The sequence below is a fragment of the Pseudomonas sp. NBRC 111140 genome, assembly GCF_001320885.1.
Taxonomy (GTDB): domain Bacteria; phylum Pseudomonadota; class Gammaproteobacteria; order Pseudomonadales; family Pseudomonadaceae; genus Aquipseudomonas; species Aquipseudomonas putida_P.
On record NZ_BCBQ01000088.1, the window covers coordinates 1 to 26,339 of the forward strand.

Here is a 26,339-nt window from a genome sequence, read left to right on the forward strand (position 1 = left end):
CAGCTTCTACAGCGAAGCCGACGAGGCCAATGCGGCTGCCGTGGCGGTGATCGGCCAAAAAGTCCGAGAGAAAATGCTCGACCCTGGCCGCGATCCGCTGGGGCAGTACATTCTGATCGGCAATGTGCCGTTCCAGGTGATCGGTATCCTCGCAGGCAAAGGCGCAAGCTCCGGCGACCAGGACAGCGACGGGCGCATCGCCGTGCCCTACTCGGCGGCCGCGATCCGCCTGTTCGGCCAGCGCGACCCGGACTACATCGCCGTCGCCGCCCTCGACTCCACCCGGGTCAACCAGGCCGAAGCCGCCATCGACCAACTGCTGCGCCAACGCCACAACGGCCGCCAGGACTTCGAGCTGACCAACGACGCCGCATTGATCCAGGCCGAAGCGCGCACGCAGAACAGCCTGTCGCTGATGCTGGGCGCGATCGCCGCCATCTCGCTGCTGGTAGGCGGCATCGGTGTGATGAACATCATGCTGATGACCGTACGCGAGCGTACACGCGAAATCGGCATCCGCATGGCCACCGGCGCGCGCCAGCGCGACATCCTGCGCCAGTTCCTCAGCGAGGCGGTGATGCTGTCGATGGTCGGCGGCCTGGCCGGCATCGTTCTGGCCCTGGCCATCGGCGGAGGCCTGATGCTGGCCGACGTAGCAATCGCCTTTGCCCTGCCCGCCATGCTTGGCGCGTTCGCCTGCGCCGTTGTCACCGGCATCGTGTTCGGCTTCATGCCAGCACGCAAGGCCGCCCGCCTCGACCCGGTCAAAGCCCTTACCAGCGAATAACCCATGACATTGCCTAGCCGCATCAGCCTGTTGACGTTGTGCCTGCCCTTGTGTGCAACCCTCGCCGCCTGCAGCACGCCACCCACCCCCTCCAGCGGCATCGTCGCACCACTCGCCTGGCAAGGTGACGCCCCAGCGCCGTCGGCACATCTACCGACGGTACAGTGGTGGCACGCCTTTGCCAGCCGTGAACTGGACCGCCTGGTACAGCATGCCCTGGACAACGCCCACGACCTGGCCGGCGCCACCGCACGGGTGCGCCAGGCCCAGGCCCGCGCGGTCATGGCCGGCGCCCCCTTGCTGCCAGAAGTGCAGTTGGGCCTGAACGGCAGCCGCCAGCGCCTGTTGCATGGCGACGGCAATGACCAGCTTGATGTCAGCCGCAGCGAGCGCACCAGCACTTCGTTCGACGCCCAGCTCAGCGCCAGCTACGAAATCGACTTCTGGGGCGGCCTACGCGCAACCCGCGACAATGCCCTGCGTAGCCTCGACGCCAGCCGCTTCGACCGCCAGACCGTGGAGCTGACGCTGGTCAGCGCGGTCGCCGACAGCTACCTGCAGGGCCTGGCCCTGCAGGAGCAGTTGCGTATCGCCCGCCTCAACCTGCGCAACGCCCAGGACGTGCTGGGCCTGGTCGAGGCACGCCAGCGCAGCGGCTCCGCCACGCGCCTGGAACTGGCCCAGCAGCGCAGCCTGGTGGCCACCCAGCAACGCCAGCTGCCGTTGCTGGAACAGCAGTGGCAAGACAGCCGCGTCACCCTGGCAACCCTGCTTGGCGACCCGGTGCAGTCACTGCCCAACAGCCAGGAAGCGATCGATGCCCTGCAATGGCCAGCCATTGGTAGTGGTGTACCCAGCGAACTGCTCACCCGACGCCCAGACATTGCCGCCGCAGAAGCGCGGTTGGCGGCCGCCAGTGCCAATGTGCAGGTCGCCCGCGCCGCCATGCTGCCCAAGCTGACCTTGGGGGCCAACCTGGGTGCTGGCTCCAATACCTTTGCCCACTTGTTGGACAGCTCCTACTACACCCTCACCAGTGGCCTGGTCGCGCCAATCTTCAACAACGGCCGGCTACGCGCAGCGCGTGAACTGGCCGAGGCTGAACAGGCTGAGTTGCTGGAGACCTATCGCAGCAGCATCCTGGCGGGTTTTGCCGATGTCGAAAAAGCGCTCAATGCAATCCAGGGCGTGGACCGTCAGCGACAATGGCAGGACGAGGAAGTGCAGCAGGCGCGGTTGGCGTTCGACCTGGCACAGCAGCGCTATGGCGCGGGTGCCGAAACCTTGTTGAGCGTACTGGAGACCCAACGCACGTTGTATGTGGCCCAGGACCAGCAGGCGCGACTGCGTTTGGCCCGGCTGCAGGGCAGTGTGGCGTTGTACAAAGCGTTAGGGGGAGGCTGGCAACTCGAACGTTAGGCCGGGTCGCCTTCTGGGGCTGCTGCGCAGTCCAATCTGTGGGAGCGGCCTTGCGTCGCGATTGGGGCGCAACGCGCCCCCAGTCAGCCCGAACGCTTTGCCACCTTGAGGTTACGCGCATACCACGGCCGCTGCGGCACCTTGGGCCGCAGCTTGTCGAACAGGTCTTCATCGCTGTAGATGATGCGCAGCGCCAGCTTCATGGTCTCCGGGTCCATCTCCACGCTACGCCCAGGCCGCAGCCCCGGCACCGTCGAGCAGCCATGGGTGTCCGGCCCCAGCCAAGGGTCCGCCACCTCGACCCAGCGCCCCGGCGCAAACCACGGCACGCCGTTGACTTCAAGGCGCCGCACCTCACCCGGGTGCAACCGCTCATGGGCACGGAACCAGTCCTCGATGCGGTCATCGATCCAGCCGTGAAAATGCCAGAACACCGGATTCACATGGGAAGAAAACGGGTCCCCGAGGAAGTCGTTGTCCGCCGTGAACCAGCGTTCGGCAAAATCGTCCGGCGTGCGCGCCGTCGGCACCGGCATGCCGTTGGAAGGGTCGCGCGGCACCGACGCCCAGCGCATGTGCAACCAGTCGTGCAGGCCCAGCTCAACCTCCGAGCCGAACTGGCCCAAGGTCAGGGTGCTCAGGTACTGGGGGTCGGTGTAGCGCGATTCCCAGACCTGGAAGTTACCGTGAAAGGTGTCCGGGGTCTTGATGTCGCGCACCCACTGGGTGTACTCCTCGTCGCCACTGGCCAGCCAGGTGGGTGGCAGGGCGTTGCCGTCGTGGTTGTCGAAGTAGCGGGCAAACCCTGCGCGGTCACGCTCCAGCTCCGGTTGCGGCAATGGGAAGCGCGGCCAGGAAGGCAGGTCTTGCAGGGCACGGGCGCTGCCAAGCATGTGCCGGTGCATGAAGAAGAAGTCCTCGCCCGAGCCGTTGCGGTCCTTGTGCCGGCCGCGTGCATCACGCTCGCGGTCACGCGGCCCCGGCTGCCAGCCCAGGCCACGCAAGGCACCTTGCTTGCTCTTGTCCAGCTTGTGCCATTTGTCCCGCGAGGAGTGCCACAACTGATGGAACAGGCGATGCTCCGGGGCGATCAGCCAAGCCAGCAGTTGCGGGTTCAGCGGGGTACGTTCGCGCGCTTCGGGGAAGGTGCGCTTCAGGGCCAGGAAGTGGTTGTCCTCAACCGGCAAGGTCAGCGCACGGTCCATGCGCGCGATGCGCCCATTGAGGGTGGCCGGCCCGGCATTGCCGAAGCGGCCCCAGACTTCATCGAGCACGATATCGCACTCATAGTGCGCCTGGTTTGAAAACAGCCGCCAGCGCAAGGTGCCCGGTTTGTCCGCCAGCAGGTCGCCGACCACCCGGTAGCGCGGCTCCTCGGCCCCGCGCAGGCGTTCGGGGGTGTCCAGGTAACCGCGCAGCGCACGACCACTAGCGGCTACATCCAGAAACAACTCCAGTTCGCCTGCCGGAAGGCCATCCAGCCCCGCATCCTTGCCCTGCAGGGTCCAGCGCCAGATACCGCGCAAGCTGTCGCCCAACTGCTGCAAAGGGGTATCGGCCAGCTCGACCACGGCCTCGCCAGGGGTTTCCGGGAACGCCTCGGCTTCCTCCCGCTGGCGCTGCACATACAGTGCCCCCAGCGCACCCGGCACCACCACACCCGTCAATGCCACGCCGGCGATGAAACCGCGTCGGGAAATCGTCATTGCATACCTGTGCATTCATTGCGGCCATGGAGCACGGCCCGTCCAAGGCTAGAACGTTGCACGGTCGGCGAAATTTAGCGGCGCGCGGCTGCTGGCACTGGCTAAATTTTTGCCTGGCGAGCTCGTTCACTGCAGGTAGCGGCGGCCTCTGTGCCCATCCCTCGACGGTGAACCAACTGAGACCAAGATGACGACTCCACGCTGGAAGAAAGCCCTGTTTATCAGCCTGGCCGCGGCGGTTGCCGCCGGCGCCGGGCTTGCCGCCTGGCACTATTTCGCCACCCCAGCCGGCTATTCTCGCGAGGTGACCCGCCAGGCCAACGACCTGCAGGAACGCATCCTCTCGTTCGACAGCCATATCACCCTGCCGCTGACCTTCGGCACCGAAGGCAGCGAGGCCGACCAGGATGGCGATGGCCGCTTCGACCTGACCAAGGCCGCACGCGGGCGCTTGTCTGGCGCTGCCCTGACCATCTTTGCCTGGCCTGAATCCTGGACCGGCAATGATGGCCCGCACCGCCCTACTCCAGGCTTCGTCGAGGCCGCCCGGCACACCCAGGAAGTGCGCTACAACGCCATCGCCGCGATGGTCCGCGACTTTCCGCAGCAGGTCGGTATTGCCTATACCTCGCAAGACATGCGGCGCCTGCACGGCGAAGGCAAGTTTGCGGTGTTTCTCAGCATGCTCAACGCCTATGCACTGGGTGACGACATCGACCAGCTCGACCGCTGGGCCGCGCGCGGCGTGCGCATGTTCGGCTTCAGCTACGTGGGCAACAACAGCTGGGCCGACTCTTCGCGCCCGCTGCCGTTCTTCAATGACACCGTCGATGCGCTGGAAGGCTTGTCACAGACCGGCAAGCGCGCCGTGCAACGGCTGAATGACCTGGGCGTGATCATCGACGTGTCACAGATGTCGAGCAAGGCGCTGGCCCAGGTGGCCGCCCTCAGCCGCGCGCCGCTGGTAGCCTCGCACTCGGCGCCACGGGCCATGGTCGACATTAACCGCAACCTCTCCGACAAAGAGCTGCAGTTGATCAAGGACAGCGGCGGGGTGATCCAGTTGGTGGCCTTCTCCACCTACCTCAAGCCGCTGAGCAGCAAGACCCAGGACAAACTCAACGCCCTGCGCGCCCGCTACGACCTTCCGCCGCTGGCCAACCTCAACTACGCGTTGATGCCCGGTGACCCGGTGATCGCCGGTTGGCCCGAGCAGAAAGTCGGGCAGTACGCCAACGAACTGTACGGCATTCTCGACGAAGAACCACCCGCAACGCTCAAGGACTATGGCGATGCCATCGACTACACCGTGCGCAAGGTTGGCATCGACCATGTCGGCCTCAGTTCGGACTTCAACGAAGGTGGCGGCATCGATGGCTGGCAGAACGCGAGTGAAGCACGCAACGTCACCGCCGAGCTGATCAGCCGCGGCTACTCCGAAGCCGATATTGCCAAGCTCTGGGGCGGCAACTTCCTGCGCGTGTGGGAGCAGGTACAGCGCGCCGCGCAGCCTGTTGCCACTTCGTCTCCCTGACATTTTCGAGCACCGTGATGAACGACCGTCGAACCTTCCTCAAGCAGGCTGGCCTGCTGGCAGCCGCACTGCCACTGACCGGCCCCGGCCCGTTGCTGCCCGCCGCCCACGCGACACCTGCCAAACCCGTTTCGACCGATGACTGGTCCGCGTTTCGCGGGCTTTTCGAGCTGGACCCGGCCTACGCCCACTTCGCCAACTTCCTGATCACCTCGCACCCAAGGCCCGTGCGCGAAGCGATCGAGGCCCTGCGCGCCCAGTTCGACCGCCAGCCGGCACGCATGGTGGACTGGGACAGTCAGTCGGAATGGAAGCACGAAGCCGCCGTGCGTGAATGGGCAGCGCGCTATCTTGAAGTCACCCCAAGGCAAATCGCCCTGACCGGCAGCACCACCGAGGGCCTGGGGCTGATCTATGGCGGGCTGAAGATTGCGCCAGGGCAGGAAATTCTCACCACCGTGCACGAGCATTCGGCGGCGCGCCATACCATGGGTTTTCGCACCACGCGCGACGGCACCCCAGTGCGACGCCTGCGCCTGTTCGAAGACCCCGCCAAGGTCAGTACCGACCAGGTACTGACCACGATCTCAGCCGCGATCGGGCCGAAAACCCGGGTATTGGGCATGACCTGGGTGCATTCGGGCAGCGGCGTGAAGCTGCCTGTGGGCGAGATCGGCAAGCTGGTGCGCGAGGTCAATCGCCAGCGCGACGAGAACGACCAGATTATTTATGTGATCGATGGCGTGCACGGTTTTGGTGTCGAAGACGTGCGCTTTGCCGACTTCAACTGCGACTACTTCATTGCCGGCACTCACAAATGGATGTTCGGGCCGCGAGGGACCGGGATTATCTGCGCGGCATCCACCGAACTGAAACAGCTGACGCCGACCATCGCCAGTTTCTCGGAAAATGAAGATTTCGCCACGATAATGACTCCAGGCGGCTACCACGCGTTCGAGCACCGCTGGGCACTGGGCAAGGCGTTCGAGCTGCACCTGCAGCTGGGCAAGGCGGCTGTGCAGGCGCGTATCCATGGGCTCAATGATTTCCTCAAGCAGCGCCTGGAGGCACTGCCGGGGATCGAGCTGGTGACACCGCGCAGCGCCCTCTACTCGGCGGGGTTCAGCTTTTTCCGGGTCAAGGGGCAGGATGCCGACGAGGTGGCCAAGCACCTTAACAGCCAGCGCATTGTGGTGGATGCGGTATCGCGGGATGCGGGACCAGTGGTGCGCACGGCGCCTGGGTTGCTGAACACCGAGGGCGAGATCGAACGGTTGGTGGAGGCATTGAAGAAGCGCGTTCGCGGGTGAGGCCCTGGGGGCCGCTTTGCGGCCCCCGGTAATCTCAAGTCAGAACTGGCCGCCAACCTGCTGCAACCACTCGCCGACATCCCGGTAAATCCCATCCACCTGCCCCACAATCCCCGACATGCGCAAAAAGTCATGGGTCACCCCCTCAACCCGCGCAAAGGTCACCGCCGTGCCCCCTGCCAGCAACCAGTCACGATACGCGATGCCTTCATCATGCAACGGGTCGTACTCGGCCACGAACAGGTAAGCCGGTGCCAGCGGTGTACGCAGCGTCGACAGCAACGGCGATACCCGCCAGTCCAGCCGCTGCTCAGGCTGCGGCGCATAGTGCTGGTAGAACCACTCCAGCGTGGGCGTCTCCAGCAGATAGCCCTCGGCATGCTCGCGGTGCGAAGCCCGTTGGCAGGAAATATCGGTCACCGGGTAGAACAGCAGCTGCCCTAGCGGCTTGAACGCCAGTGCTTCGGGTTGCTCGACCGCCGTGATGGCCAGCACTGCCGCCAGGCTGGCGCCCACGCTGTCCCCCGCCAACACCACCCGGCGGTTATCCAGGCCCAGCGTCGCTGCCTGTTCGGCCAGCCAGTTGGCGACATCCAGCACGTCGTGCAAGGCCACCGGAAACTGCTGTTCCGGTGCCAGCCGGTAATCCGCCGCCAGCACCGCAAATTCGCCCAAGGCCGCCAGGCGGCGGCAAACCGAATCGTGCGAGTCGAGGCTGCCAACCACATAGCCGCCCCCGTGCAGGTAGAAAATCACCGGCTGCAAGGCAGCGCTGGCCTCGCCTTGGCGATACAAGCGCGCGCCCAGGCGGGCGCCATCGCGCGCGGTAACCTGCAGTTCGCTGACCGTGACATTGCCCGGCGGGCTCGGGTCGAGCACCTGCGAGCTGCCGGCGAACTCGGCGCGGGCCTGGGCCACGTCCATCGCGTGCATGGGCAGGCTCCTGCCCGTCAGCCGGCCAAACTCGACCAATTCCAGAAATGCCGCCAGATCAGGGTGCAGTGCCATGAGGGTTCCTTGGGTGAACAATGTGACTCGAACATCCCTACGGGACGTAGCAGCGCACCGAAAAATTACCCGCCACACGGCTAAATCGTTGGCGCAGGCGCTCGTTACTCCTGCACAACGAAAGACCGCCAGAGGCACACCGTGGACCTTCAGAGCATCCTCAGCAAACTGTTCGCCAACGCCCATGCCGTCGGCATAGAAGGCGTATTCCAGTTCGTTTTTGGCCAGGACCAGGCCTTCTGGTCGGAGGTGCGCGACAGCAGCCGCACAGGCGCCGGCCGGCACAACGCCCCGGATGTCACCATCGAGGTGGCCGAGCGCGACTTCCTGGGCATCATGGGCGGCACCGCCAACGTCGAGGAACTGTTCGCCAGCGCACGCCTGAAGATCACCGGCAACATGGGCCTGGCCACCCTGCTGCCGCAGATCATCAGTAACGCCCGCCGTGGCGCCACAGCGGCCAAAGTGTCGATGAACCAGCGTTACCCGACCCCGGCCCGCCTCAGCGAGCGGGTGTCGGCCGCGCAGCCAGTACAGCGCGAGGTGGCACGCATTGCGCGCAACGACATGCCACTGTCACGTTTCCAGAGCGAGTACCTGGTGCATGGCACACCGGTGGTCATCAGCGATGCCCTGCAGGACTGGCCACTGTTCACCATGGGCCGCCAGGCATCGCTGGAGCATTTCGCCGAACTGCAGGGCATCACCCGGCACGGTGACTACGTGAAGAAAACCTTCTCCACCGACCGTGACTTCCGCTCTACGTCCATGGCCGAATTCATCGCCTCGCTGGACAACCCGGCCAAACCCGGTGAAACCCCAGCCTACATGGGCAACAACATCGTGCCGGAGAAGCTGCTGACGCTGATCCGCCACCCGCAGTACTTCAGCCGCGACAAATTCATCGCACCGCGCATCTGGATCGGCCCCAAGGGCACCCTGACGCCCCTGCACCGTGACGATGCCGACAACCTGTTCGCCCAGGTCTGGGGGCAGAAGTCGTTCATCCTTGCCGCGCCGCATCACCGCCCTGCCCTGGGCACCTGGTCAACCAGCCCCAAGGGCGGTCTCGATGGCTGTGATTTCAACCCCGATGCACCGGATTACCAGAGCTTCCCGTCGGCGCGCGACGTGCCGTTCCTACGCGTGGTGCTGCAGGCTGGCGACCTGCTGTTCCTGCCCGAGGGCTGGTTCCACCAGGTGGAGTCGGTGTCCACGTCGCTGTCGGTGAACTTCTGGGTGAACTCCGGGCGCGGCTGGTAACTGCAGCGTCGGGGTTAATTTGCGGCGCCAGCGGCTCGTCCCTAGAGGAAACCGCTTGCAAAAGGACCCCCGCATGTCCAGCTCCGCCAGCATCACCCAAGCGCTGCAACAAGGCCTGCGCCGCCTGATCAAAGGCCGCGCACCGGCCACCGGCGCCTACCGTATCTTCGACCTGGTGCTTGCCCGGCGTATCCACCTCAGCCCGTCGCTGACCCGCCTGGTGTTCACCGGCCCGGATGTCGCCCAGATGCTCACCCTGGCGCCGGACCAGCGCGTAAAGCTGCTGTTTCCCGCCCCCGACGGCTCATTGCCCAACCTGAGCAACGAGCTGCACTGGAAGGCCGCGCACAGCGCCTTGCCACCCGCCCAACGTCCACCGATGCGCACCTATACCATCCGCGCCCTGCGTTGCGAGGCACTGGAGGTGGATGTCGACTTCGTTCTGCATGGCGTCAACGGCCCCGCCTCGGCCTGGGCCACCCACGCGCAAGTGGGTGACGGCTTGCAGATGGTGGCGCCCAACCTGGCCTACGCAGGCGACCCCGGTGGCTACGAATGGAAACCGCCGCAAGGTGTACGCAATGTGCTGCTAGTCGGTGATGAAACGGCGTTGCCAGCGATTGCCGGCATTCTTGAGCAGTTGGCCGACAACCAGCCCGACCTGGCGGTGCAGGCGTTCATCGAGGTACCGCTGGAGGCGGATTGCCTGGACCTGCGCCATGGCAACGCCACCGAGCTGCACTGGCTGCCGCGTGAGGTGTTGCAGTGCGAACACGGCCAGGCCATGCAGCATGCCGTGCGTGAGCTGGCCAGCCTGCCGCAGGGGCATGCTGCACCGCGAGCGAAGCTGGAAGAAGTGGATATCGATACGCGTATTCTGTGGGAACAGGCAAGCAGCACCCGCAGTGTGTTCCATGCCTGGGTAGCGGGTGAATCGGCGACGGTGATGGATATTCGCCGGTACCTGATCAAAACGCGCGGGCTGCAGCGGGAGTGCCTGACCTTGATGGGGTATTGGCGGGCCGGGCGGACCTTCGATTGAAGTGAAAATGCCGGGGCCGCTGCGCAGCCCCGGCGCCTGGTCACACCGATGCGATCAGCGCCTGGGCAAAGCGCTGCGCCACGTCGTCGACCTGCTCGTCGCTGATGATCAACGGCGGCAGGAAGCGCACCACCGCGCCATGGCGCCCACCCAGCTCCAGGATCAACCCTCGCTTCAGGCATTCACGCTGTACCTTCGCCGCCAGCTCGCGGTTGGCCACTGGGTGACCCAAGGCATCCAGCTTGCCCTGCGGGTCCACCAGCTCTACCCCGAGCATCAACCCGCGCCCGCGCACATCACCCAACTGCGGATACTCCCGCTGTAGCTGCAACAGGTGCTGACGCAAGCGCAGCCCCATGGCCTCGGCATGCTCGGCCAAGCGGTGCTCGACCAGGTAGTTGATCACCGCAGAACCCGCTGCCATGGCCATCTGGTTGCCACGGAAGGTGCCGGCATGCGCACCTGGCTTCCAGGTGTCCAGCCAGTCGCGGTACACCACCACCGCCAGCGGCAGGCTGCCGCCAATGGCCTTGGACAAGGTGACCACGTCCGGCACGATGCCGGCATGCTCGAAGGCGAACATACGCCCGGTACGGGCGAAGCCGCTCTGGATTTCATCAATGATCAGCGCTACGCCGGCCTGCTCGGTAATCCGGCGCACCCCCTTTAGCCACTCGATATCCGCTGGAATAACCCCGCCCTCGCCCTGTACCACCTCAAGGATCACCGCCGCCGGCAGAGGCACGCCGCTTTCCGGGTCGAGCAGCAGGTTTTCCAGGTAATGCAGGTTGGCCTTGACCCCGGCTTCGCCTCCCAGGCCGAACGGGCAGCGGTAGTCGTAGGGGTAAGGCATGAACTGCACGCCGTTACCGAGCAAGGCGCCCAGCGGCTGTTTCGGCCCGTGGCTGCCCATCAGCGCCAGCGCCCCTTGGCTCATGCCATGGTAGGCGCCATGGAACGCCAGCACCGTGCTGCGGCCAGTGGCCGTGCGCACCAGCTTGAGCGCCGCCTCCACCGCATCGGTGCCGGTCGGGCCGCAGAATTGCACCTTGGCCTCTCGGCGCAGCGCCTCGGGCAGGATGGCGAACAGGTCCTGGACAAAACGGTCCTTGACCGGCGTGGTCAGGTCCAGGGTGTGCAGGGGTAGCTCATCGGCCAGTACCCGCTGGATCGCCTCGACCACCACCGGGTGGTTATGGCCCAGCGCCAGCGTGCCGGCGCCGGCCAGGCAGTCGATGAACTGGCGGCCTTCGACATCTTCCACATAAATACCGCGGGCACGCTTGAGCGCCAGCGGAATGCGCCGCGGATAGCTGCGGGCATTGGATTCCTGTTGCTGCTGGCGTTGCAGCAAGGGCGAATCGGTGAATTCGTACAAGGACTGCGGCACGCTGGCCGGCGGAACCTGGGCAAGGCTGGAAGCGGTGGACATAGGTGAATCCTCGCAAGCAAGCGAATGAGCGGTTATCGCTTGGGAAACGCTTGAGTGCTGGGAGGATTTAGCGGTTGTTACTGAATTTTACTCTGCCTGTGCCGGCCCTTTCGCGGGTAAACCCGCTCCCACAGGGATCCCACTCCCCTTGAACCTGTGCAACACCTGTGGGAGCGGGTTTACCCCGCGAAAGGGCCGGTACAGGCACTGGAGATCAATGCACCGAACGCGCCGGTACTTGCAACAGTACCCGCAACCCATCGCTACGGCTGTCGAACCGCAGGCTACCGGCACAACGCTGCACGATCGCCTGCACGATCGCCAGCCCCAACCCACAGCCACCACTCTGCCCATTGCGCCAGAAGCGCTCGGTCAGGTGCTCCAGATCCGCCTCGGCAATCCCCGGCCCATGGTCGCGTACCATGAAGCCCACCTGGCCGTCAGCCATCTGAACGTCCAGCTCCACCGCCGCTTCGCCGCCATGGCGCAGGGCGTTGTCCAGCAGGTTGCGCAGCGCTGCCACGGCCAGCGGTGCCGGCATGCCCAGGTAGATTTGCGTCGCCTCTTCCGGCAGGCGCAACACGATGCGTCGGTTGTCGCCGCCACCGGCATCCTGCACCGCCTGCCGCGCCACCTGTTCGGCGCTGCACTGCACGCCATCCTCGAACGACAGGCTGCCTTCCACGCGCGCCAGCATCAGCAACTGCTCCAGCGTGCGATGCATGCGGTCGGTGCCCTGCTCGGCATGCTCCAGCGCCTGTTCGCGTACGGCACCGTCGGTCATGCGGGCCACCTGCAGATGGGTCTTGATCGCGGTCAGCGGGCTGCGCAGCTCATGCGCGGCATCGTCGGTCAGGCGCCGCTCGCGCTCGATGGTCTGGGCAATACGCAGGAACAACTGGTTCTGGGTTTCCAACAATGGCTGCAACTCGCTGGGCATGCCCGCCACCTGCAGCGGCTCGACACTGTCCGCGCGCCTTCGGCGCAACGCATCACGCATGCGGTTGAGCGGCTCCAGGCCCTTGCCCAGGCCAATCCACAGCAGCCCCAGGCTGCCGAGCAGGGCCATCAGCACCGGCGCCGAAGCGGCCAGCAGAATCGACTGGTTCAGCGCTTCGCGCTCCATGTGCCGGTCGGCGGTAGTGATGCGCACATCGCCATGGTTGTAGGTGAAGGTGCGCCACAGCGCATCGTCGATGGTCTGGTCACGGAAACCACTGCGCTCGTCGTCCATGGCGCCATCGTGCTTGTGATTGCTGGCGAGGATCTCGCCGCGCAGCGAGCTGACCTGGCAAGCCATGCCGTCCGGTACGCTGAACTGGTCGGCGGAAAAGTGCGCCTCCCCGCCCTTGGCGGTCAGCGGCTGCGGCAGCTGGTCGATCAGCCCGGCGACCATGCGCGCCGAGGCCACCAGGCGCTGGTCGAGGGAAAACATCATTTGCTGGCGCAAGTCCCGCAGCATCCACGCGGCGGCCAGCACCCAGATGATCACGAAGGCACTGCCGAGGATCAGGCTCAGGCGTACCCGCAGGCTCATGATGCAGCCTCATGCGGTGCCTGCGCCGGGCCCAGGCGGTAGCCCAGGCCGCGCACGGTCTCGACGATGCCGTTACCCAGCTTGCGTCGCAGGTGGTGGATATGCACGTTCAGGGCATTGCTTTCGACTTCGTCGCTGAACCCGTACACGCAGTCTTTGAGCTGCTCGCTGGACAGCACCCGCCCGGGGTTCTGCAGCAGTGCCTGGAGCAACGCCTGCTCGCGGCGGGACAGGTCGACCGGCTGCCCGGCCAGGGTCGCCTCGCAGCTGCTGGGGTCGTAACGCAGCGGGCCGTGTTCGATCACGTTCACCGCCCGTCCGGCCACCCGCCGCAGCAGGGTGTGCAGGCGAGCAGCCAGCTCGCGCAGGTCGAACGGCTTGAGCAGGTAGTCGTCGGCGCCGGCCTGCAGGCCGTCTACCCGGTCGGTGACGGCATCGCGGGCGGTGAGCACCAGCACTGGCAGCGTTTCGCCCTTCTCGCGTAGGCGGCGCAGCAGCTTCAGGCCGTCTTCATCGGGCAGGCCAAGGTCGAGGATCATCACGTCGAACTGCGCGGCCTGCAGCATCGCGCGCGCATCGGCGGCATTGCCCACCCGGTCCACGGTCAGCCCCTGGGCGGTAAGGCCGGCGCAGATACCGGAGGCGATCAGGTCGTCGTCCTCGCAGAGCAGAACGTGCATGGTGGGGCTCCCGCAGTGGTGTGGCTGGCATTGCACTATAGGGCGATTAAGGGGGGATTATGGACTGATGCGGAGTGCATGGGGATGGGCACCCGATTCGCGAATATTCACTGAACGCTGAACTTCGCCTAACACGCAGGCATATGCGTCGAATTTTCCTACAGCCAACACAGAAACCTCCGATGCGAATCCATGATGGTATTTCCCCCTGCACACGCTGTCAGGGAGACACCGCATGTATCTGGATTACCTCGTGCCTTCCTGGCATGAGATCGAGTCACGCATCACCCATCAAATGGGCTATCAGGGAGGCGCCCATTTTCGTACTTACCTCAATCAGGAAGTGCCCTCGCTAGCACTCAACCTGCGCCGTGTGGACAGCGTCCGGCGGGCCTTTTACCAGGCCGAAACGATGGCAGGTAATTTGCTGTACCAGCGCTTCGCCGACCTTGATGTAAAAAACATCCTCGCCGACCTGCTCGGCATCGCCACGCAAATGGCGATGATCGTCGCCGGCAGCGCCGTCACCGGGGGCATGCTCGGTGCCGGTATCGGCGCCTTTGCCGGAGGAGCCGGAGCCATTCCCGGAGGTGTGGCCGGCACTGCCATTGGCTTCAAGGTAAGCGGTTGGATCCTCGGCGCGCTGGGCATCGCCTCACTCGCCGAGTTCTTCGTCGAAGGCCTGCCACGCATCGGCGATTACTACCTGCGCGGTATCGGCATCGCCTGGGATGGCACGCGCGGCGAAGAAGGCTTGAATGCTTTCAGTCAAGACAGCCCATTTGCCATCAGCCAGGCGGCGCATTACATAGCCATCGGCCATGTGGAAATCGTGATGCTGCTGTTGGGGGCAATGGTTTCCTATCTAACCCGCGGACGCGGTGACGCAGGTACGCTTGCCCAGCAAATGGCCGCCAGCCCGAAAGGCGCGCGGATCGGGCAATGGATGCTCAAGCATGAAGAGACATTGAAGCAACGGCCGGACCTGCAAGTGCCGGAGCGGCGCAAAGGAGCAGCGAAAGAGCCGCAACCCATGCAGCCGAATCGGCCGGAGGGAAAAGACAAAGAGCCCCCGACGGGGAAGCCCGGTAGCATGCCGCTGCATACGGTGGCATGTTTCAAGGCAGACAAATTGCCGGCCTCCAAGCATGCCGAGTTTGAACGGCAGTTGAAGGGACATCAGGATGGGTTGAATCGGCTGACGGTCGAGGAGTTTTTGGAGAACGTTGCCAATCCGGTAAAACGAGACCCACGTGTCGCTAAAGTCGCTAGGCTCAAGCTTCAACGTGAGCTACAAGAACGATTACAGCGAGAGCTATCTCAACATATGTCTCCACTGGAAGCAGAAAAACTTGCCTTCAACCAAGCAAAAGAAACGATGGCATCTATAGCTGCACTACATAATCCAGACCTCGTTGCCGGAGGAAAAGACATCATTTCAGGCTTCGGAGACAAGCAAGTAAACTCAACCATTGGCCCTCAATGGAAAGGCAAGGTTACCGCACTGACATCCGCAGCAAAGCAAGTTCCACTCACAGAAATAAATTCAACCAAAATGAATGTAAAGCTTCATAAATGCTAATTAAACGAGATGAACATGGACGAAATATTTTCCAGATTCCTTGAGAAAAATGGCCCCATCACCAAACGCCAGGAGTCCCCCCCATCAAGCATTCAACGCTTTACAGGAAAACTACCAGAGCGTTTACTTGATTACTGGATAGAACACGGCTGGTGCGCGTGCGGTAACGGTCTATTCTGGCTTGTGAATCCTCAAGAGTACGAAGGGGTAGTTGCCTCATGGATAGAAGGCACAGACCTAGAAAAACAGGATACCTATCACTTGATAGGTCGTAGCGCTTTCGGTGACCTTTACTTATTCGGTGAAAAGACCGGATTCTCGCTAACCATCGATGCCGCAGTATCCAAATACTCTTTCGCAAGCCATGCATCCGCCCTCAACGACATGGACAAAGAGGTCCAAAACTTCTTCCTTTCAATTGAAAAAACCTACAACGATCTTGATGGCTTATTTACAGCAGCAAAGAAAAAACTAGGCATCCTCGACTGCGATGAAATGTATGGTTTCGTCCCCGCTTTAGCATTCGGCGGCCCCTGCGACCTTGATCACCTTGAGAAAGTCAAAGCTGTCGAGCACTTGCTATTGCTCTCTCAGATTTGCCCACTCGAACCCTACAGCTTCTCCGACTTCTAACCCCACCTAAAAGGACTTAAACAATGGACGCCATTTACCGCCTCTTCCTCGAAACCTTCGGCGAAACCATCGGCCACCAACCCGTACCGTCCTCGGTCTTCGACCATTACCAGGACAAACTCCCAGGCCAACTCCTCGACTATTGGAAGGCGCATGGCTGGTGCGGCTACGGGGGTGGTCTTTTCTGGCTGGTCGACCCGCACAAGTACGAAGCGGTGGTGGATGCCTGGCTGGCCGGCACCCCTTTCGAAGCCCACGACACCTACCACCTCATCGCCCGCAGCGCCTTTGGGGAGTTGTACCTGTGGGGTGAGAAAACCGGCGCCATCCTGACCCTTGCGGCCTATCATTCTCGCTTCTTCCTGAGCGCACCCAGCTCAAGCAGCGAAGAACGCGACAGTAAGATCCAAAGCCTCCTGGTGTGGGCCATGACTGAAAACATCGACCTGGGCCTGTTCGACGAAGCCCGGGAAGCACTCGGCGAACTGACGGTTGACGAGATGTACGCCTTCGTCCCCGCCCTTGTATTGGGGGGGCCTGCCAAACTGAGCCGCCTGCAGCGGCTCGACAGCGAAGTGCATTTGATCCTGCTCTCGCAAATGGCCGACCTCGAACCCTATGAACGCGACGAAGAGGAAGATGAATAGACACAACCCACGCGCTCAGCGATGAAGCGCTTCAGGCTGATCCACATCCTGCAAGATCCCGGCGTCCTGCACTTCAACCCTAATGCAACTCGCCAGGTGCGCCTTCACCACCGAACGCGCGCCCTCATCCCCCATCAGGCCTGAAAGCGCCGGCCAGAAATCGCGGCCAAACAGTACCGGGTGCCCCGGTTGCCCACCATGAAGTGGCAGTACAATGTTCGAGGCTTCGGCCGCAGCAGCGAGCCGGGCAAGGGTCTGCGGGGCTAGCCAAGGCATGTCCCCCAATAGTATCGCCACCGCCTGCGCCTGGCTGTCGACCAGCGAAGCGGCGCCGGCCGCCAGGCTATGGCCCATACCCAGCGTGTAGTCCGAGCTAGCAATGACCCGACAGTTCGCCGGCAGGCCCAGATCCTCACCCCGCTCACCCTCCCGCAACACCACCCGCACATCATCGAACACCGCGCAGGCCCGCTCGACGCTGTGCACCAGCAAACTGCGACCATCGGCCATCAGCGTACGGCGCTTGTCAGCACCGAAGCGCACACTGCGCCCTGCCGCCAGCACCAACGCCACCACGCTCACAGCGCAGCCCGCCCGATGCCGTTGCGCAGGCGCAGGATATCGGCCAGTACCGCCAGGGCGATTTCAGCCGGGGTCTTGCTGCCCAGGTTCAGGCCAATCGGCGCATGAATGCGCGCCAGCTCGTCGGAGCACAGGCCACCAATGCGCTGCAAGCGTTCACGACGCTTGTCGGAGGTGGCCTTGGAGCCCATCACGCCGATGTAGAACGCTTCGGTACGCACCGCTTCAAGCATGGCCAGGTCATCGATTTTCGGATCATGGGTCAATGCAACCACCGCCGTGTCGGCATGGCAACCGCCGTTGGCGATAAATTCCGACGGCAGTTCACGGCGCACCTCGATGCCGTCCAGCACCACGCCGTCGAGCACTTCGTCGCGTGGGTCGCACAGGATGACCTCAAACCCCATCCCTTTACCGAATTCGGCGCAAAAATGCGCGACGCTGGAGTAGCCGGCCAGCAGCAGGCGCTGGGCGGCCCCCACGCGCAGGCGCACGCGGTCGCGTTCACGCTCGACACGCGGGCCCTGGCTGTGGTCGTCGGCCAACTGACGCAAGCCCTCGGGCAGGCGTACTTCGCGCAGCACCCGGCGCTGGCCCTGCAGTGCGCTTTCCAGCTCACGCAGGTGCGCCTGCACCTCGCACTCGGCCGGCAGGTTCTCCACCAAAACCTCAAGCACGCCACCACACGGCAAGCGAATGCTCGAACGCGAGTCGCTGCCGTCGCCGTAACGCACGATGGCCACCGGCTCCGGGAATTCACCCAGGGCTACGCGTTCCAGGAAGTCGTCTTCGACGCAGCCACCGGACAACGACCCCAGCCACTGGCCGCTGGCATTCACCGCCAGCAGCGAGCCCGGTGCGCGGGGCGCCGAACCATAGGTGGCGAGCACCGTGCATAACCACACCCGCTGGCCGTTGCACGACCACTGCAAGGCCTGCCGGATCACCTGAAGATCGAGATGCTGCACGCGTTACTCCGCCTTCAGCTCGGCGAGCTGCTGTACGTTCAGGTCACCGGGCAATCCACCCCAGGCCTGGCGCAGGTAGTTGACCATGTCCGTCACCTGTTGGTCATCGAGCTTGCCGGCAAAGCCCGGCATCGGCTGCATGCGCTCGAAGCCGGTGAACTGCTGTTCACGAATACCTTCGAGAATGACTTTGACCAGATTGCGCGAATCGCCCTGGCGCAGCACGGTATTACCACGCATGGCCACGGCGATATGCGGTTTGCCCTCACCATCGACCCCATGGCAGCCGGCGCAGACGTTGAGGTACTGCTGGTGGCCGCGCTTGGCGCTGTCGCTCATCTGCTCCAGGGCAACGGCCTGGATGGCCTTGGCCGGCGGTGGCTGGTCGCCCAGCAGGTAGGTGGCCATGGCCGCCAGGTCGGCGTCTTCCAGGTGCTGGGTGCTGTGGTGCACCACCGGGAACATTTCGTTGAACATGCTGCCTTGAGCACTGATACCGTGCTTGAGGAAGGTAGTCAGGTCCGGCTGGGTCCAGCCGCGCTCGGCCAGGTCCTGGGCCAGCAGGCTCGGAGCCAGGTAGCCACCCAGCAGGCCGCCGGTCAGGCGCTGGTCCTGCTGCAGCGCGCCGATGGGGTTGCGCGGGGTATGGCATTCGCCGCAATGGCCCATGACCTCGACCATGTACTGGCCACGCTGCCAGGCCGGGCTTTTGCCCTCGGTTGGCTGCAACTGCACACTCTTGCCATACAACATGTTCCAGCCGCTCAGCCCCATCCGCACATTGAACGGGAAGCGCAGCGCGGTCTGCGGGGCCGGGCGGTTGATCGGCGGGATGGTCATCAGGTAGGCGAGGATGGCGTCCGAATCTTCACGCTTGATCAGGTGATACGAGGTGTACGGCATTGCCGGGTACAGGTTGGCGCCGTCCTTGCGCTTGCCCTCGGTGACTGCGGCGAAGAACTCGTCGGCGCTGTAGCTGCCAATGCCGTACTGTTTGTCCGGGGTGATGTTGCTCCCATAAATGGTGCCGAACGGCGAATGAATCGGCAGGCCGCCGGCAAACGGTGCGCCGCCTTCGGCAGTGTGGCAAGCCATGCAGTCGGCCGCGCGGGCCAGGTATTCACCGCGTTTGACCTGCGCCTCGTCGGCGGCCAGGGCAAACGAGCTGACGGCCAGAGCCAAGCCCAGCGCCAATGCGCTACGTACGAAGCCCATGCTCATCCCTCCTTGACCAGGCCGAGGTCATTGAGCACCTTGCGGGTGGCGTCGTAATAACGCACATAGCCGGTGCAGCGGCAAATGTGGTGACCGAGGCTGGCCTCGATGCGGTCTTCCACCTCGCTCTTCTTCAGTGGCTGACGCTGGGCGGTTTCCACCAGCACAGTGGCGGCATTGACGAAGCCCGGTGCGCAGTAGCTGCACTGGAAGGCGAACAGGTCGACGAACTTCTGCTGGATCGGGTTCAGCGTGAGGTTGCCATTCTGGTCCGGCTTGGCGTGGCCTTCGATGGTGCGCACTTTCTTGCCCTCGAAATAATGGGCACCGGTGATGCAAGTGCGTACTTCCTCGCTGGTGCCGTCGGGGTTGTCGACGATCACCACGCAGGCGTGGCAGATGCCCTGGCCACAGCCCAGGCGCGAACCGGTGAGGTTCTGGTGTTCGTGCAGGTAGTCGATCATCGCCAGGTCAGCGGGGACCTCGACCGGGCCGACCGGTTGACCGTTGAGGGTCAGTTGCAGTGGACGGTTAGCCATTGAGGGCCTCCTTGATACGGGCTGGGGTAATGGGGAGATCGCGCACGCGCTTGCCGATGGCATGCGCGACGGCATTGCCGATGGCACCGACCACCGGGATCATCACCACCTCGGCGATGCCCTTGGACGGGTCGGTCGGTGACAGCGGCGGGAGGATTTCGCTGGTCTGCTTCCACACCGCCACGTCGCGCGCATGCGGCAGGCGGTAGCGGTTGAAGTTCCAGTCGCCCTCCCCGGGCCCGCCTTCGTACATTGGCATTTCTTCAGTCAGCGCGTGGCCGATGCCCATGGCAATACCGCCTTCGAGCTGGCCCTTGACCAGCTCCGGCACCAGCACCCGGCCGCACTCGATCCAGCTGTGGTGGTTGAGCACCTGTACTTCATGGGTGCCCTTATTGACCTTGACCTCGACGATGGTCGCCACCGGGCTGTAGTAGGTGACCATGGCGTTGTTCAGCTGGGTGTCGGGATAGGCGGCGTTCTGCCGATCGAGCAGGTGGTAGCCGTGGCTGCTCATCTGCGCCTTCTTGGCATTCACCGCGCCGTCACCGTATTTCACCGCCACCGCGTCCAGCGGGAAGCGCTCGCGCACGCCGTCGATGACGAAGTCGGCCTCGGCCCAGCTCCAGCGGTTGAAGCCGTGCACGCTCACGCCTGTGACCAGGCCCATGTCATGGGCCTTCTGCGCCAGCTGGGCGAATGGGATCGGCGCCAGGCCGTTGCCGGTCAGCTCACCGTTGACCCACACCGCGTTTTCGCGGCGCACCACCAGCGGGTTGGCCTGGCCGCCATGTGGGCCCTGGCTCCAGATGGCCATGGCCGCCGGCCACAGGCCATGGTTGAACAGCACGCGCGCCGCTTCGCGGGTGGCATGGCTGAAGTAGAAGGCCGAGTTGGTCGCCGACGAAGGCGACGCCAGCTTGCCGACCCAGCGCGGGTTGCGCAGCGCAGCATCCTGCTCGGCCTGGCTGATCAGGTACGGGTTACCGCTGGTGCTCAGTTGCAGCTCTGGCCATTCGGTGACCGCCGTCCTGACCTCGTCCGCCGAGCGGCCCATGAAGTCGCTGACCACCAGGGCCTGGGAGGTGGACATGCCGGTGCCCAGTTCGGTGCCGATGTGGCGCAGGCTGATGCGCCCGTCGCGGCTGAATTCGATGCTGGCCATCGGTGCTTCGGAGCCGGTGCCGAAGTCTTTCTGGCAGATCGCAAAGCCTACGCCGTACCAGTGGTCCTGGTCCTGCGCGTCCAACTGCTGCTTGCGCGTGTCGCGATTGCGCCACCATTCATGCACAGCGGCTTTATCGAGAATCTCGTACAGGCGCAATGCACCCGCCGGGACCGCGCCCTGGGTGTTCTTCATACCCGACTTCAGCGCGTTGGCGCGGCGCAGGTCAATGGCATCGACGCCCAGGCGGCCGGCAATTTCGTCGACCATCATCTCAGTCGCCGCCATGCTCTGCAGGGTGCCGTAGCCGCGCATGGAGCCAGCTTCGACACCACGGGAATGGTAGGCGGTAACCGACAGATCGTTCTGCGGCATGTAATAGATCGACTGCGCTGCAGTGGCACCCACCGCCGCCACCGACGGGCTGTAGTTGATGCGCCCGCCGCCATCGCAGCTCATGTCGGCGCGGAAGATCTTGAAGCTGTTGTCCTTCTTGTCCACGGCCAACTGGTAGCGGATATCGAAGGCATGGCGCTTGATGCCGCTCTGGAACTGCTCATAACGGTCGTTGGCCAGGCGGATCGGCACGCCGGCGCCGTACAACGCGGCCACAGCGGCGTAGAAGACGAAGATGTTGTTGTCTTTCGAGCCGTAACCCACGGTGTAGCCGGGGTGCATATTCAGCGTGTTGAGGGCGAAGCGCGACGGCTTGATCATGTGCACGCATTCCTGCGCCACTTCGAACGGGCACTGGGTGGCAACCACGAAATGCAGCGTGCCTGTGGCCGGGTCGTACCAGCCATTGCCGTTGTCCGGTTCCAGTGCGGCAGGTTCGATGGACGGCGTCTTGTAGCGCTCGTCGAACACCAGCCAGTCCTCGGGCGGGTTGTCCAGTTGCTCGGCCATGCGCTTGGCGTAGAACAGCCCCTGCTCGGTCAGGTCGCCGTGCTGGTTGGGCTCTTTGGACCACACCGGCTTGCGGTTGAGGATGGTGGGGAACAACATCGAATTCTTCAGGCTGGAGAATTCATCGTCGTCGAACGGCGTGGCGCCACCCACCCGCACGAAGCGGAAGCTGCCGTAAGGGTCACGCTGATACAGCGGTGCCTGGGCACCGTAACGTATCGCCTGCTCATTGAACTGCAGCTTGCGCTTGGCCTGGCGGAAGCGCTCGAAGTCGTGCCAGATCAGGATCGCCACCGGGTGACCGATGAACATCGGCACCTTGCCGGGCGGCAGCAACGGGTCGGGCGAATGGGCTTCAGGCCAGGCGATGCCATCCTTTTCCAGGTCGGCGGCAGTGACAACCCGGTCCGGCTGCAACTCGGCACCGAGCAGGCTCAGATCATGGCCGGCATAGATACGGTCGGCCTTGGTTGCCTTGAGCAACAGCGCATGCCCCTGCTGGGCGGGCCAGCCGGGCATGTCCTTGGCACGGATGTCACGGGCGAACACTTTGTCGCCACAGACCTTGGACAAGGCATCGTTACGGAAACGCGCCTTGCCGTCATGGTTCATCCACTTCTGCGGCGAAGTGGTGACGCGTTCCTCCATCAGTGCGGCGAATGCCTGGCTGCCAAGTGGCGCCATGGTCACGCCGACACCAGCGATCAGGCCGCCTTGCAAAAAGGCGCGCCGGGAAATATCACGGTTGGACATGCTTGATCCTCTGGGCAGCAGGGGGTCTGCCCATCTTTTTGATTCTTGTGCGGGGGACTCGGAAGGGTGAGAACCTTGTCACGCGGGTCAGAAAAAACTGACTTGTGCGTCAACTTTACAACAAGAATATGGGCATAAGCAAAGTCAAGCCGACAATATGTCGCGGTGTGTCCAAACTGACGCACGGATCTGTAGGACCGCCGTTGTAGGACCGGGTTAACCTTGGGTTAATCGACCCCAGCCAGCATGGCCCCATTCCTAGATCTGCCAAGGCGAAGACATGCGCGTCCTCCTGCTCTTCCTGACACTACTGCTGGCCGGCCCGTTGCAGGCCAACCCGTTCGAGGTAAAACCAGACTTCCTGCCGGTCAACCAGGCCTTCGTGCTCAGCCACGACCGCCAGGCCGACGGCCAGATGCGCCTGTACTTCCAGATCAAGCCGGGCTACTACCTGTACCAGAAGCGCCTGAAGTTCGACGGCCTGCCTGCCGAGCAGCACCCGCCGCTGCCACCGGCGCTCAACCACCATGACGAGTTTTTCGGTGACAGCGCGGTGTACCGCGACCAGCTCGAACTGCTGCTGCCGGCCAATGCCCAGGGGCAATTGCGCCTAGGGTGGCAAGGCTGCGCCGACGCTGGCCTGTGCTACCCACCGCAAACCACGCTGATCGACCTGGGCGGCAGTGTGACACCCGCTGCCGAGCAAGCCAGCGACCAAGCCTTGGCCAGCGGCCTGCAACAAGGCCACCTGGCCTGGAGCCTGCTGGCGTTCTTCGGCCTTGGCCTGCTGCTGGCCTTTACCCCCTGCTCGCTGCCGATGCTGCCGATCCTCGCCGGGCTGGTGCTGGGCAATGGCGCCAGCGCCCGGCGTGGCTGGCTGCTGGCCGGGGTCTATGTGTTGAGCATGGCCCTGGTATACGCCGCACTGGGTGTGGTCGCCGCGCTGCTAGGTGCCAGCCTGCAGGCTTGGCTGCAACAACCCTGGCTGCTGGGCAGCCTGGCTGGTCTGTTCGTGCTGCTGGCGCTGCCGATGTTCGGCGCCTTCGAATTGCAATTGCCCGCCGCCCTACGTGACCGCCTTGACCGTGCCGGGCAAGGTACCCGTGGCGGCAACCTGTACGGCGCAGCGCTGCTCGGGGCGCTTTCCGGCCTGCTGCTTGGCCCATGCATGACCGCGCCATTGGCCGGCGCGCTGCTGTACATCGCCCAGAGTGGCGATGTGCTGCAAGGGGCGCTGGTGTTGTTCAGCCTCGGCCTGGGCATGGGCGTGCCGCTGCTGTTGCTGGTCACTTTGGGCAACCGTTACCTGCCGCGCCCAGGGGCCTGGATGGACCGGGTCAAGGGCGTATTTGGCTTCGTGTTCCTGGCCATGGCGCTGTACACCATGCGCAGTCTACTGCCTGCCACCCTGTTGCTGGCATTGAGCGGTGCCTGGTTGATCGCCCTGGCCTGGGCCGCCTGGCCGGCCCTGCAGCGGCTGCCAGCGATGCGCGCGGTACCTGTGCTGGGCGCCCTGTGGGGCGGCCTGTTGCTGGTAGGCGCGGCAGCCGGTGGCGACGACCTCTGGCAGCCGCTGCGCCCGTTCGCTGGCGGTGGTGCTGCACCGGTCGCCATCCAACAGGCCGAAGACAGCTTCGTCACCGTCAGCCGCCCCGAAGACCTGCAACGTGAACTGGATGCGGCCAAGGCCCGTGGCCAGTGGGTGATGCTCGACTACTATGCCGACTGGTGCGTGTCGTGCAAGGTCATGGAAAAGCAGGTGTTCGCCCGCAGCGACGTGCAAGCCGGCCTGGCCGGTGTGCACCTGTTGCGCCTGGACGTGACCGCCGACACGCCGGCCAGCAAAGCCCTGCTGCAGCGCTACCAGGTACCCGGCCCGCCGAGCATCATCTGGATTGGCCCGGAAGGCGAAGAACGCCGTGCGCGGCGCATCACCGGTGAAGTGGACGCCGCCGCGTTCCAGCAACACTGGACCCAGACCAGGAGCCAAGGCTGATGCTGACCGTAACACTTGGGCCACTGACCATGGCCCTCAACCACCTGCTGATGCTCACCGCCCTGGGGATTGCCTGCGTGGTCGGCTGGTGGGTCGCCAGGCGTGGCGGCGAGAGCCCGGAATCGGCACTGTTCAATCTGTTCCTGATCGGCCTGCTGTGTGCCCGCGCCGGGTTCGTGCTGGCTTACTGGCCGATGTACCAGGACGACCTGCTGCAAATCATCGACATCCGTGATGGTGGTTTCCTGTTCTGGTCGGGCCTGGCCGGCATCGTCCTCGGCGCCCTGTGGCAGGGCTGGCGACACCCTGGCCTGCGCCGCCCGCTGGGCTGGGCACTGTTCAGCGGTGCGCTGTTCTGGGCCCTGGCCAGCCTTGGCGGGCACCTGTACAGCAAGGGCACCGAGCTGCCCGAACTGAGCCTGCGCAACGCCGGCGGCCAACCCGTCGCGTTGCATAGCTACCGTGGCAAACCGCTGGTGATCAACATCTGGGCCACCTGGTGCCCGCCCTGCCGACGCGAAATGCCGGTGCTGCAACAGGCGCAAAGCGACTACCCGCATGTGACCTTCCTGTTCGTCAACCAGGGCGAAACCCCGGAAAACGTCAGCACCTTTCTCGCCACCACCGGCCTGAGCCTGACCCACGTACTGTTCGACGGCACCGGCCTGCTGGCCCAGCGGGTCGGCTCCATGGCCCTGCCCACCACACTGTTCTACGACGCCGACGGGCGGCTGGTCGGCAGCCACCTGGGCGAGCTGTCCCGGGCCAGCCTGCGCCACGCCCTGGAACCTTTCGACCGGGCCATTGCGCCCGCCCCTGCCGCACAAGGAAACTGACATGCGATTGACTGCACTGCTGCCCCTGTCCCTGGCCCTGCTGGCCGCCCCTGCCCTGCAGGCCGAAGAACTGCCCAAAGCGGTTCAGCAACTGCAAGCCAAGGGTGCCGTGATCAAAGGCAGCTTCGATGCGCCAAACGGCCTGCGCGGCTACGCCGCCGAATACCAGAACAACGCCCTGGCCCTGTACCTCACCCCCGACGGCAAGCATGTGCTGGTTGGCAGCCTGTTCGACGAACAGGGTAAGGACCTTAGCGCCGAGCCGCTGGAGAAGCTGGTGTATGCGCCGATGAGCAAGGCAATCTGGGCCAAGATGGAAAAGACCGCCTGGATCGCCGACGGCAAGGCCGACGCGCCGCGCAAGGTGTATCTGTTCAGTGACCCGAACTGCCCGTACTGCAACATGTTCTGGGAGCAGGCACGGCCGTGGGTGGAATCGGGCAAGGTGCAGTTGCGCCATATCATGGTCGGTATCATCCGCGAGGACAGCCCAGGGAAGTCGGCGGCGCTGCTGGCCGCGAAAGACCCGGCCAAGGCCCTGCAGGAACACGAGAAGGCCGGCAAGGCCAGCACCCTGAAACCACTGGAGAAAGTGCCGGAGGCGGTGCAGCAGAAGCTGGCGGCCAACATGGCGTTGATGGAAGAGATGGGGTTGCAGGCGACCCCGGCAATTTTCTATCAAGACGAGCAAGGCAACCTGCAGAGTCAGCAAGGGGCACCGCGGCCGGAGATGCTTGGGAAGATACTCGGCAAACGCTGAGCCCCCATGACCTGAGGGCAAACGCAGATCCTGTAGGAG

22 protein-coding genes are annotated in these 26,339 nt (G+C 64.1%); 12 read left to right on the forward strand and 10 right to left on the reverse strand.

Going from position 1 to position 26,339, the window contains the following annotated elements; all coding sequences use genetic code 11:
- Together APH42_RS23125 and APH42_RS23130 are read left to right on the forward strand one after the other, a co-directional pair.
- Window positions 1-787: ABC transporter permease (locus tag APH42_RS23125; protein ID WP_156352864.1), on the forward strand; the 787-nt coding region annotated here is incomplete at its 5' end.
- Window positions 788-790: 3 nt separating this feature from the next.
- On the forward strand, window positions 791-2,206 hold the full coding sequence (locus APH42_RS23130; protein ID WP_060494296.1) for an efflux transporter outer membrane subunit: 1,416 nt from the start codon (window positions 791-793) through the stop codon (window positions 2,204-2,206).
- Between the two features lie 83 nt (window positions 2,207-2,289).
- On the opposite strand, the gene APH42_RS23135 is transcribed toward APH42_RS23130, so the two are convergent.
- Entirely contained in the window at window positions 2,290-3,912 is a 1,623-nt protein-coding gene (locus APH42_RS23135; RefSeq protein WP_060494297.1) for a hypothetical protein, read from the reverse strand.
- A 187-nt stretch (window positions 3,913-4,099) separates the two neighbouring features.
- Here APH42_RS23135 and pvdM point away from each other — a divergent pair, with 187 nt between their 5' ends.
- Together pvdM and APH42_RS23145 are read left to right on the forward strand one after the other, a co-directional pair.
- The gene (pvdM, locus tag APH42_RS23140) at window positions 4,100-5,446 is read left to right on the forward strand and encodes a pyoverdine-tailoring dipeptidase-like protein PvdM (protein ID WP_060494298.1); all 1,347 of its coding nucleotides are present in this window, start codon (window positions 4,100-4,102) and stop codon (window positions 5,444-5,446) included.
- A gap of 17 nt (window positions 5,447-5,463) precedes the next feature.
- Window positions 5,464-6,756, forward strand: a complete 1,293-nt coding sequence (locus APH42_RS23145; RefSeq protein ID WP_012273375.1) for an aminotransferase class V-fold PLP-dependent enzyme — start codon at window positions 5,464-5,466, stop codon at window positions 6,754-6,756.
- A gap of 39 nt (window positions 6,757-6,795) precedes the next feature.
- Here APH42_RS23145 and APH42_RS23150 read toward each other — a convergent pair whose 3' ends face one another.
- Window positions 6,796-7,764 carry an alpha/beta hydrolase gene (locus APH42_RS23150; RefSeq protein ID WP_060494299.1) on the reverse strand — a complete coding sequence of 323 codons (969 nt, stop codon included), beginning with the start codon at window positions 7,762-7,764 and terminating at the stop codon, window positions 6,796-6,798.
- Between the two features lie 141 nt (window positions 7,765-7,905).
- Between APH42_RS23150 and APH42_RS23155 the strand changes: the two genes are divergently transcribed.
- Complete coding sequence (locus tag APH42_RS23155; RefSeq protein WP_060494300.1) at window positions 7,906-9,027, forward strand: cupin-like domain-containing protein; 1,122 nt, start codon at window positions 7,906-7,908, stop codon at window positions 9,025-9,027.
- A gap of 73 nt (window positions 9,028-9,100) precedes the next feature.
- On the forward strand, window positions 9,101-10,069 hold the full coding sequence (locus APH42_RS23160) for a siderophore-interacting protein (RefSeq protein ID WP_060494301.1): 969 nt from the start codon (window positions 9,101-9,103) through the stop codon (window positions 10,067-10,069).
- Window positions 10,070-10,109: 40 nt separating this feature from the next.
- On the opposite strand, the gene APH42_RS23165 is transcribed toward APH42_RS23160, so the two are convergent.
- The 3 genes from APH42_RS23165 to APH42_RS23175 all read right to left on the reverse strand — a co-directional run bounded on the left by APH42_RS23165 (window position 10,110) and on the right by APH42_RS23175 (window position 13,718).
- Window positions 10,110-11,501 carry an aspartate aminotransferase family protein gene (locus tag APH42_RS23165; RefSeq protein ID WP_060494302.1) on the reverse strand — a complete coding sequence of 464 codons (1,392 nt, stop codon included), beginning with the start codon at window positions 11,499-11,501 and terminating at the stop codon, window positions 10,110-10,112.
- A gap of 214 nt (window positions 11,502-11,715) precedes the next feature.
- Complete coding sequence (locus APH42_RS23170) at window positions 11,716-13,038, reverse strand: ATP-binding protein (protein WP_012273380.1); 1,323 nt, start codon at window positions 13,036-13,038, stop codon at window positions 11,716-11,718.
- The gene (locus tag APH42_RS23175; RefSeq protein WP_060494303.1) at window positions 13,035-13,718 is read right to left on the reverse strand and encodes a response regulator transcription factor; all 684 of its coding nucleotides are present in this window, start codon (window positions 13,716-13,718) and stop codon (window positions 13,035-13,037) included. The genes APH42_RS23170 and APH42_RS23175 overlap by 4 nt, the downstream gene beginning before the upstream one ends.
- Window positions 13,719-13,953: 235 nt before the next feature.
- On the opposite strand from APH42_RS23175, the gene APH42_RS23180 reads away from it, so the two are divergent.
- The 3 genes from APH42_RS23180 to APH42_RS23190 are packed head-to-tail and all read left to right on the forward strand — an operon-like array spanning window position 13,954 to window position 16,580.
- Window positions 13,954-15,300, forward strand: coding sequence for a DUF6861 domain-containing protein (locus APH42_RS23180; protein ID WP_060494304.1), 1,347 nt, complete (start codon window positions 13,954-13,956; stop codon window positions 15,298-15,300).
- Between the two features lie 15 nt (window positions 15,301-15,315).
- Window positions 15,316-15,933 (forward strand): GAD-like domain-containing protein, encoded by a 618-nt coding sequence (locus APH42_RS23185; protein WP_060494308.1) that lies wholly within the window; start codon window positions 15,316-15,318, stop codon window positions 15,931-15,933.
- A 23-nt stretch (window positions 15,934-15,956) separates the two neighbouring features.
- Window positions 15,957-16,580 (forward strand): GAD-like domain-containing protein, encoded by a 624-nt coding sequence (locus APH42_RS23190; RefSeq protein ID WP_060494305.1) that lies wholly within the window; start codon window positions 15,957-15,959, stop codon window positions 16,578-16,580.
- A 15-nt stretch (window positions 16,581-16,595) separates the two neighbouring features.
- On the opposite strand, the gene APH42_RS23195 is transcribed toward APH42_RS23190, so the two are convergent.
- From APH42_RS23195 to APH42_RS23215, 5 genes are read right to left on the reverse strand one after another with little or no spacing between them, the layout of a single operon-like run.
- The gene (locus APH42_RS23195) at window positions 16,596-17,162 is read right to left on the reverse strand and encodes an NTP transferase domain-containing protein (protein WP_041166551.1); all 567 of its coding nucleotides are present in this window, start codon (window positions 17,160-17,162) and stop codon (window positions 16,596-16,598) included.
- Window positions 17,159-18,130 (reverse strand): XdhC family protein, encoded by a 972-nt coding sequence (locus tag APH42_RS23200; protein ID WP_012273386.1) that lies wholly within the window; start codon window positions 18,128-18,130, stop codon window positions 17,159-17,161. The genes APH42_RS23195 and APH42_RS23200 overlap by 4 nt, the downstream gene beginning before the upstream one ends.
- A 3-nt stretch (window positions 18,131-18,133) precedes the next feature.
- A complete protein-coding gene (locus tag APH42_RS23205; RefSeq protein ID WP_012273387.1) occupies window positions 18,134-19,345 on the reverse strand; it encodes a cytochrome c in 1,212 nt (403 codons plus the stop codon).
- 2 nt (window positions 19,346-19,347) lie between these two features.
- Window positions 19,348-19,884 carry a (2Fe-2S)-binding protein gene (locus APH42_RS23210; protein WP_012273388.1) on the reverse strand — a complete coding sequence of 179 codons (537 nt, stop codon included), beginning with the start codon at window positions 19,882-19,884 and terminating at the stop codon, window positions 19,348-19,350.
- A complete protein-coding gene (locus APH42_RS23215; RefSeq protein ID WP_060494306.1) occupies window positions 19,877-22,708 on the reverse strand; it encodes a xanthine dehydrogenase family protein molybdopterin-binding subunit in 2,832 nt (943 codons plus the stop codon). The genes APH42_RS23210 and APH42_RS23215 overlap by 8 nt, the downstream gene beginning before the upstream one ends.
- A gap of 280 nt (window positions 22,709-22,988) precedes the next feature.
- Here APH42_RS23215 and dsbD point away from each other — a divergent pair, with 280 nt between their 5' ends.
- Genes dsbD through dsbG form a run of 3 tightly spaced genes read left to right on the forward strand, consistent with a single transcriptional unit; the run spans window position 22,989 to window position 26,300 of the window.
- Entirely contained in the window at window positions 22,989-24,704 is a 1,716-nt protein-coding gene (dsbD, locus tag APH42_RS23220) for a protein-disulfide reductase DsbD (protein ID WP_060494307.1), read from the forward strand.
- The gene (locus APH42_RS23225) at window positions 24,704-25,540 is read left to right on the forward strand and encodes a TlpA disulfide reductase family protein (RefSeq protein ID WP_012273391.1); all 837 of its coding nucleotides are present in this window, start codon (window positions 24,704-24,706) and stop codon (window positions 25,538-25,540) included. The genes dsbD and APH42_RS23225 overlap by 1 nt, the downstream gene beginning before the upstream one ends.
- 1 nt (window position 25,541) lies before the next feature.
- Window positions 25,542-26,300 carry a thiol:disulfide interchange protein DsbG gene (gene dsbG / locus APH42_RS23230; RefSeq protein WP_012273392.1) on the forward strand — a complete coding sequence of 253 codons (759 nt, stop codon included), beginning with the start codon at window positions 25,542-25,544 and terminating at the stop codon, window positions 26,298-26,300.
- Window positions 26,301-26,339 lie beyond the last annotated feature (39 nt).

Excerpts from the sequence above, each read along its gene's own strand:
- APH42_RS23175 (WP_060494303.1), bottom strand. The coding sequence starts at position 13,718 with ATGCACGTTCTGCTCTGCGAGGACGACGACCTGATCGCCTCCGGTATC.
- APH42_RS23165 (WP_060494302.1), bottom strand. The coding sequence starts at position 11,501 with ATGTCCACCGCTTCCAGCCTTGCCCAGGTTCCGCCGGCCAGCGTGCCG.
- APH42_RS23210 (WP_012273388.1), bottom strand. The coding sequence starts at position 19,884 with ATGGCTAACCGTCCACTGCAACTGACCCTCAACGGTCAACCGGTCGGC.
- APH42_RS23130 (WP_060494296.1), top strand. The coding sequence starts at position 791 with ATGACATTGCCTAGCCGCATCAGCCTGTTGACGTTGTGCCTGCCCTTG.
- APH42_RS23190 (WP_060494305.1), top strand. The coding sequence starts at position 15,957 with ATGGACGCCATTTACCGCCTCTTCCTCGAAACCTTCGGCGAAACCATC.
- APH42_RS23225 (WP_012273391.1), top strand. The coding sequence starts at position 24,704 with ATGCTGACCGTAACACTTGGGCCACTGACCATGGCCCTCAACCACCTG.
- APH42_RS23150 (WP_060494299.1), bottom strand. The coding sequence starts at position 7,764 with ATGGCACTGCACCCTGATCTGGCGGCATTTCTGGAATTGGTCGAGTTT.
- APH42_RS23160 (WP_060494301.1), top strand. The coding sequence starts at position 9,101 with ATGTCCAGCTCCGCCAGCATCACCCAAGCGCTGCAACAAGGCCTGCGC.
- APH42_RS23180 (WP_060494304.1), top strand. The coding sequence starts at position 13,954 with ATGTATCTGGATTACCTCGTGCCTTCCTGGCATGAGATCGAGTCACGC.
- APH42_RS23185 (WP_060494308.1), top strand. The coding sequence starts at position 15,316 with ATGGACGAAATATTTTCCAGATTCCTTGAGAAAAATGGCCCCATCACC.
- APH42_RS23170 (WP_012273380.1), bottom strand. The coding sequence starts at position 13,038 with ATGAGCCTGCGGGTACGCCTGAGCCTGATCCTCGGCAGTGCCTTCGTG.
- APH42_RS23135 (WP_060494297.1), bottom strand. The coding sequence starts at position 3,912 with ATGACGATTTCCCGACGCGGTTTCATCGCCGGCGTGGCATTGACGGGT.
- pvdM (WP_060494298.1), top strand. The coding sequence starts at position 4,100 with ATGACGACTCCACGCTGGAAGAAAGCCCTGTTTATCAGCCTGGCCGCG.
- APH42_RS23215 (WP_060494306.1), bottom strand. The coding sequence starts at position 22,708 with ATGTCCAACCGTGATATTTCCCGGCGCGCCTTTTTGCAAGGCGGCCTG.
- APH42_RS23145 (WP_012273375.1), top strand. The coding sequence starts at position 5,464 with ATGAACGACCGTCGAACCTTCCTCAAGCAGGCTGGCCTGCTGGCAGCC.
- dsbD (WP_060494307.1), top strand. The coding sequence starts at position 22,989 with ATGCGCGTCCTCCTGCTCTTCCTGACACTACTGCTGGCCGGCCCGTTG.
- APH42_RS23205 (WP_012273387.1), bottom strand. The coding sequence starts at position 19,345 with ATGGGCTTCGTACGTAGCGCATTGGCGCTGGGCTTGGCTCTGGCCGTC.
- dsbG (WP_012273392.1), top strand. The coding sequence starts at position 25,542 with ATGCGATTGACTGCACTGCTGCCCCTGTCCCTGGCCCTGCTGGCCGCC.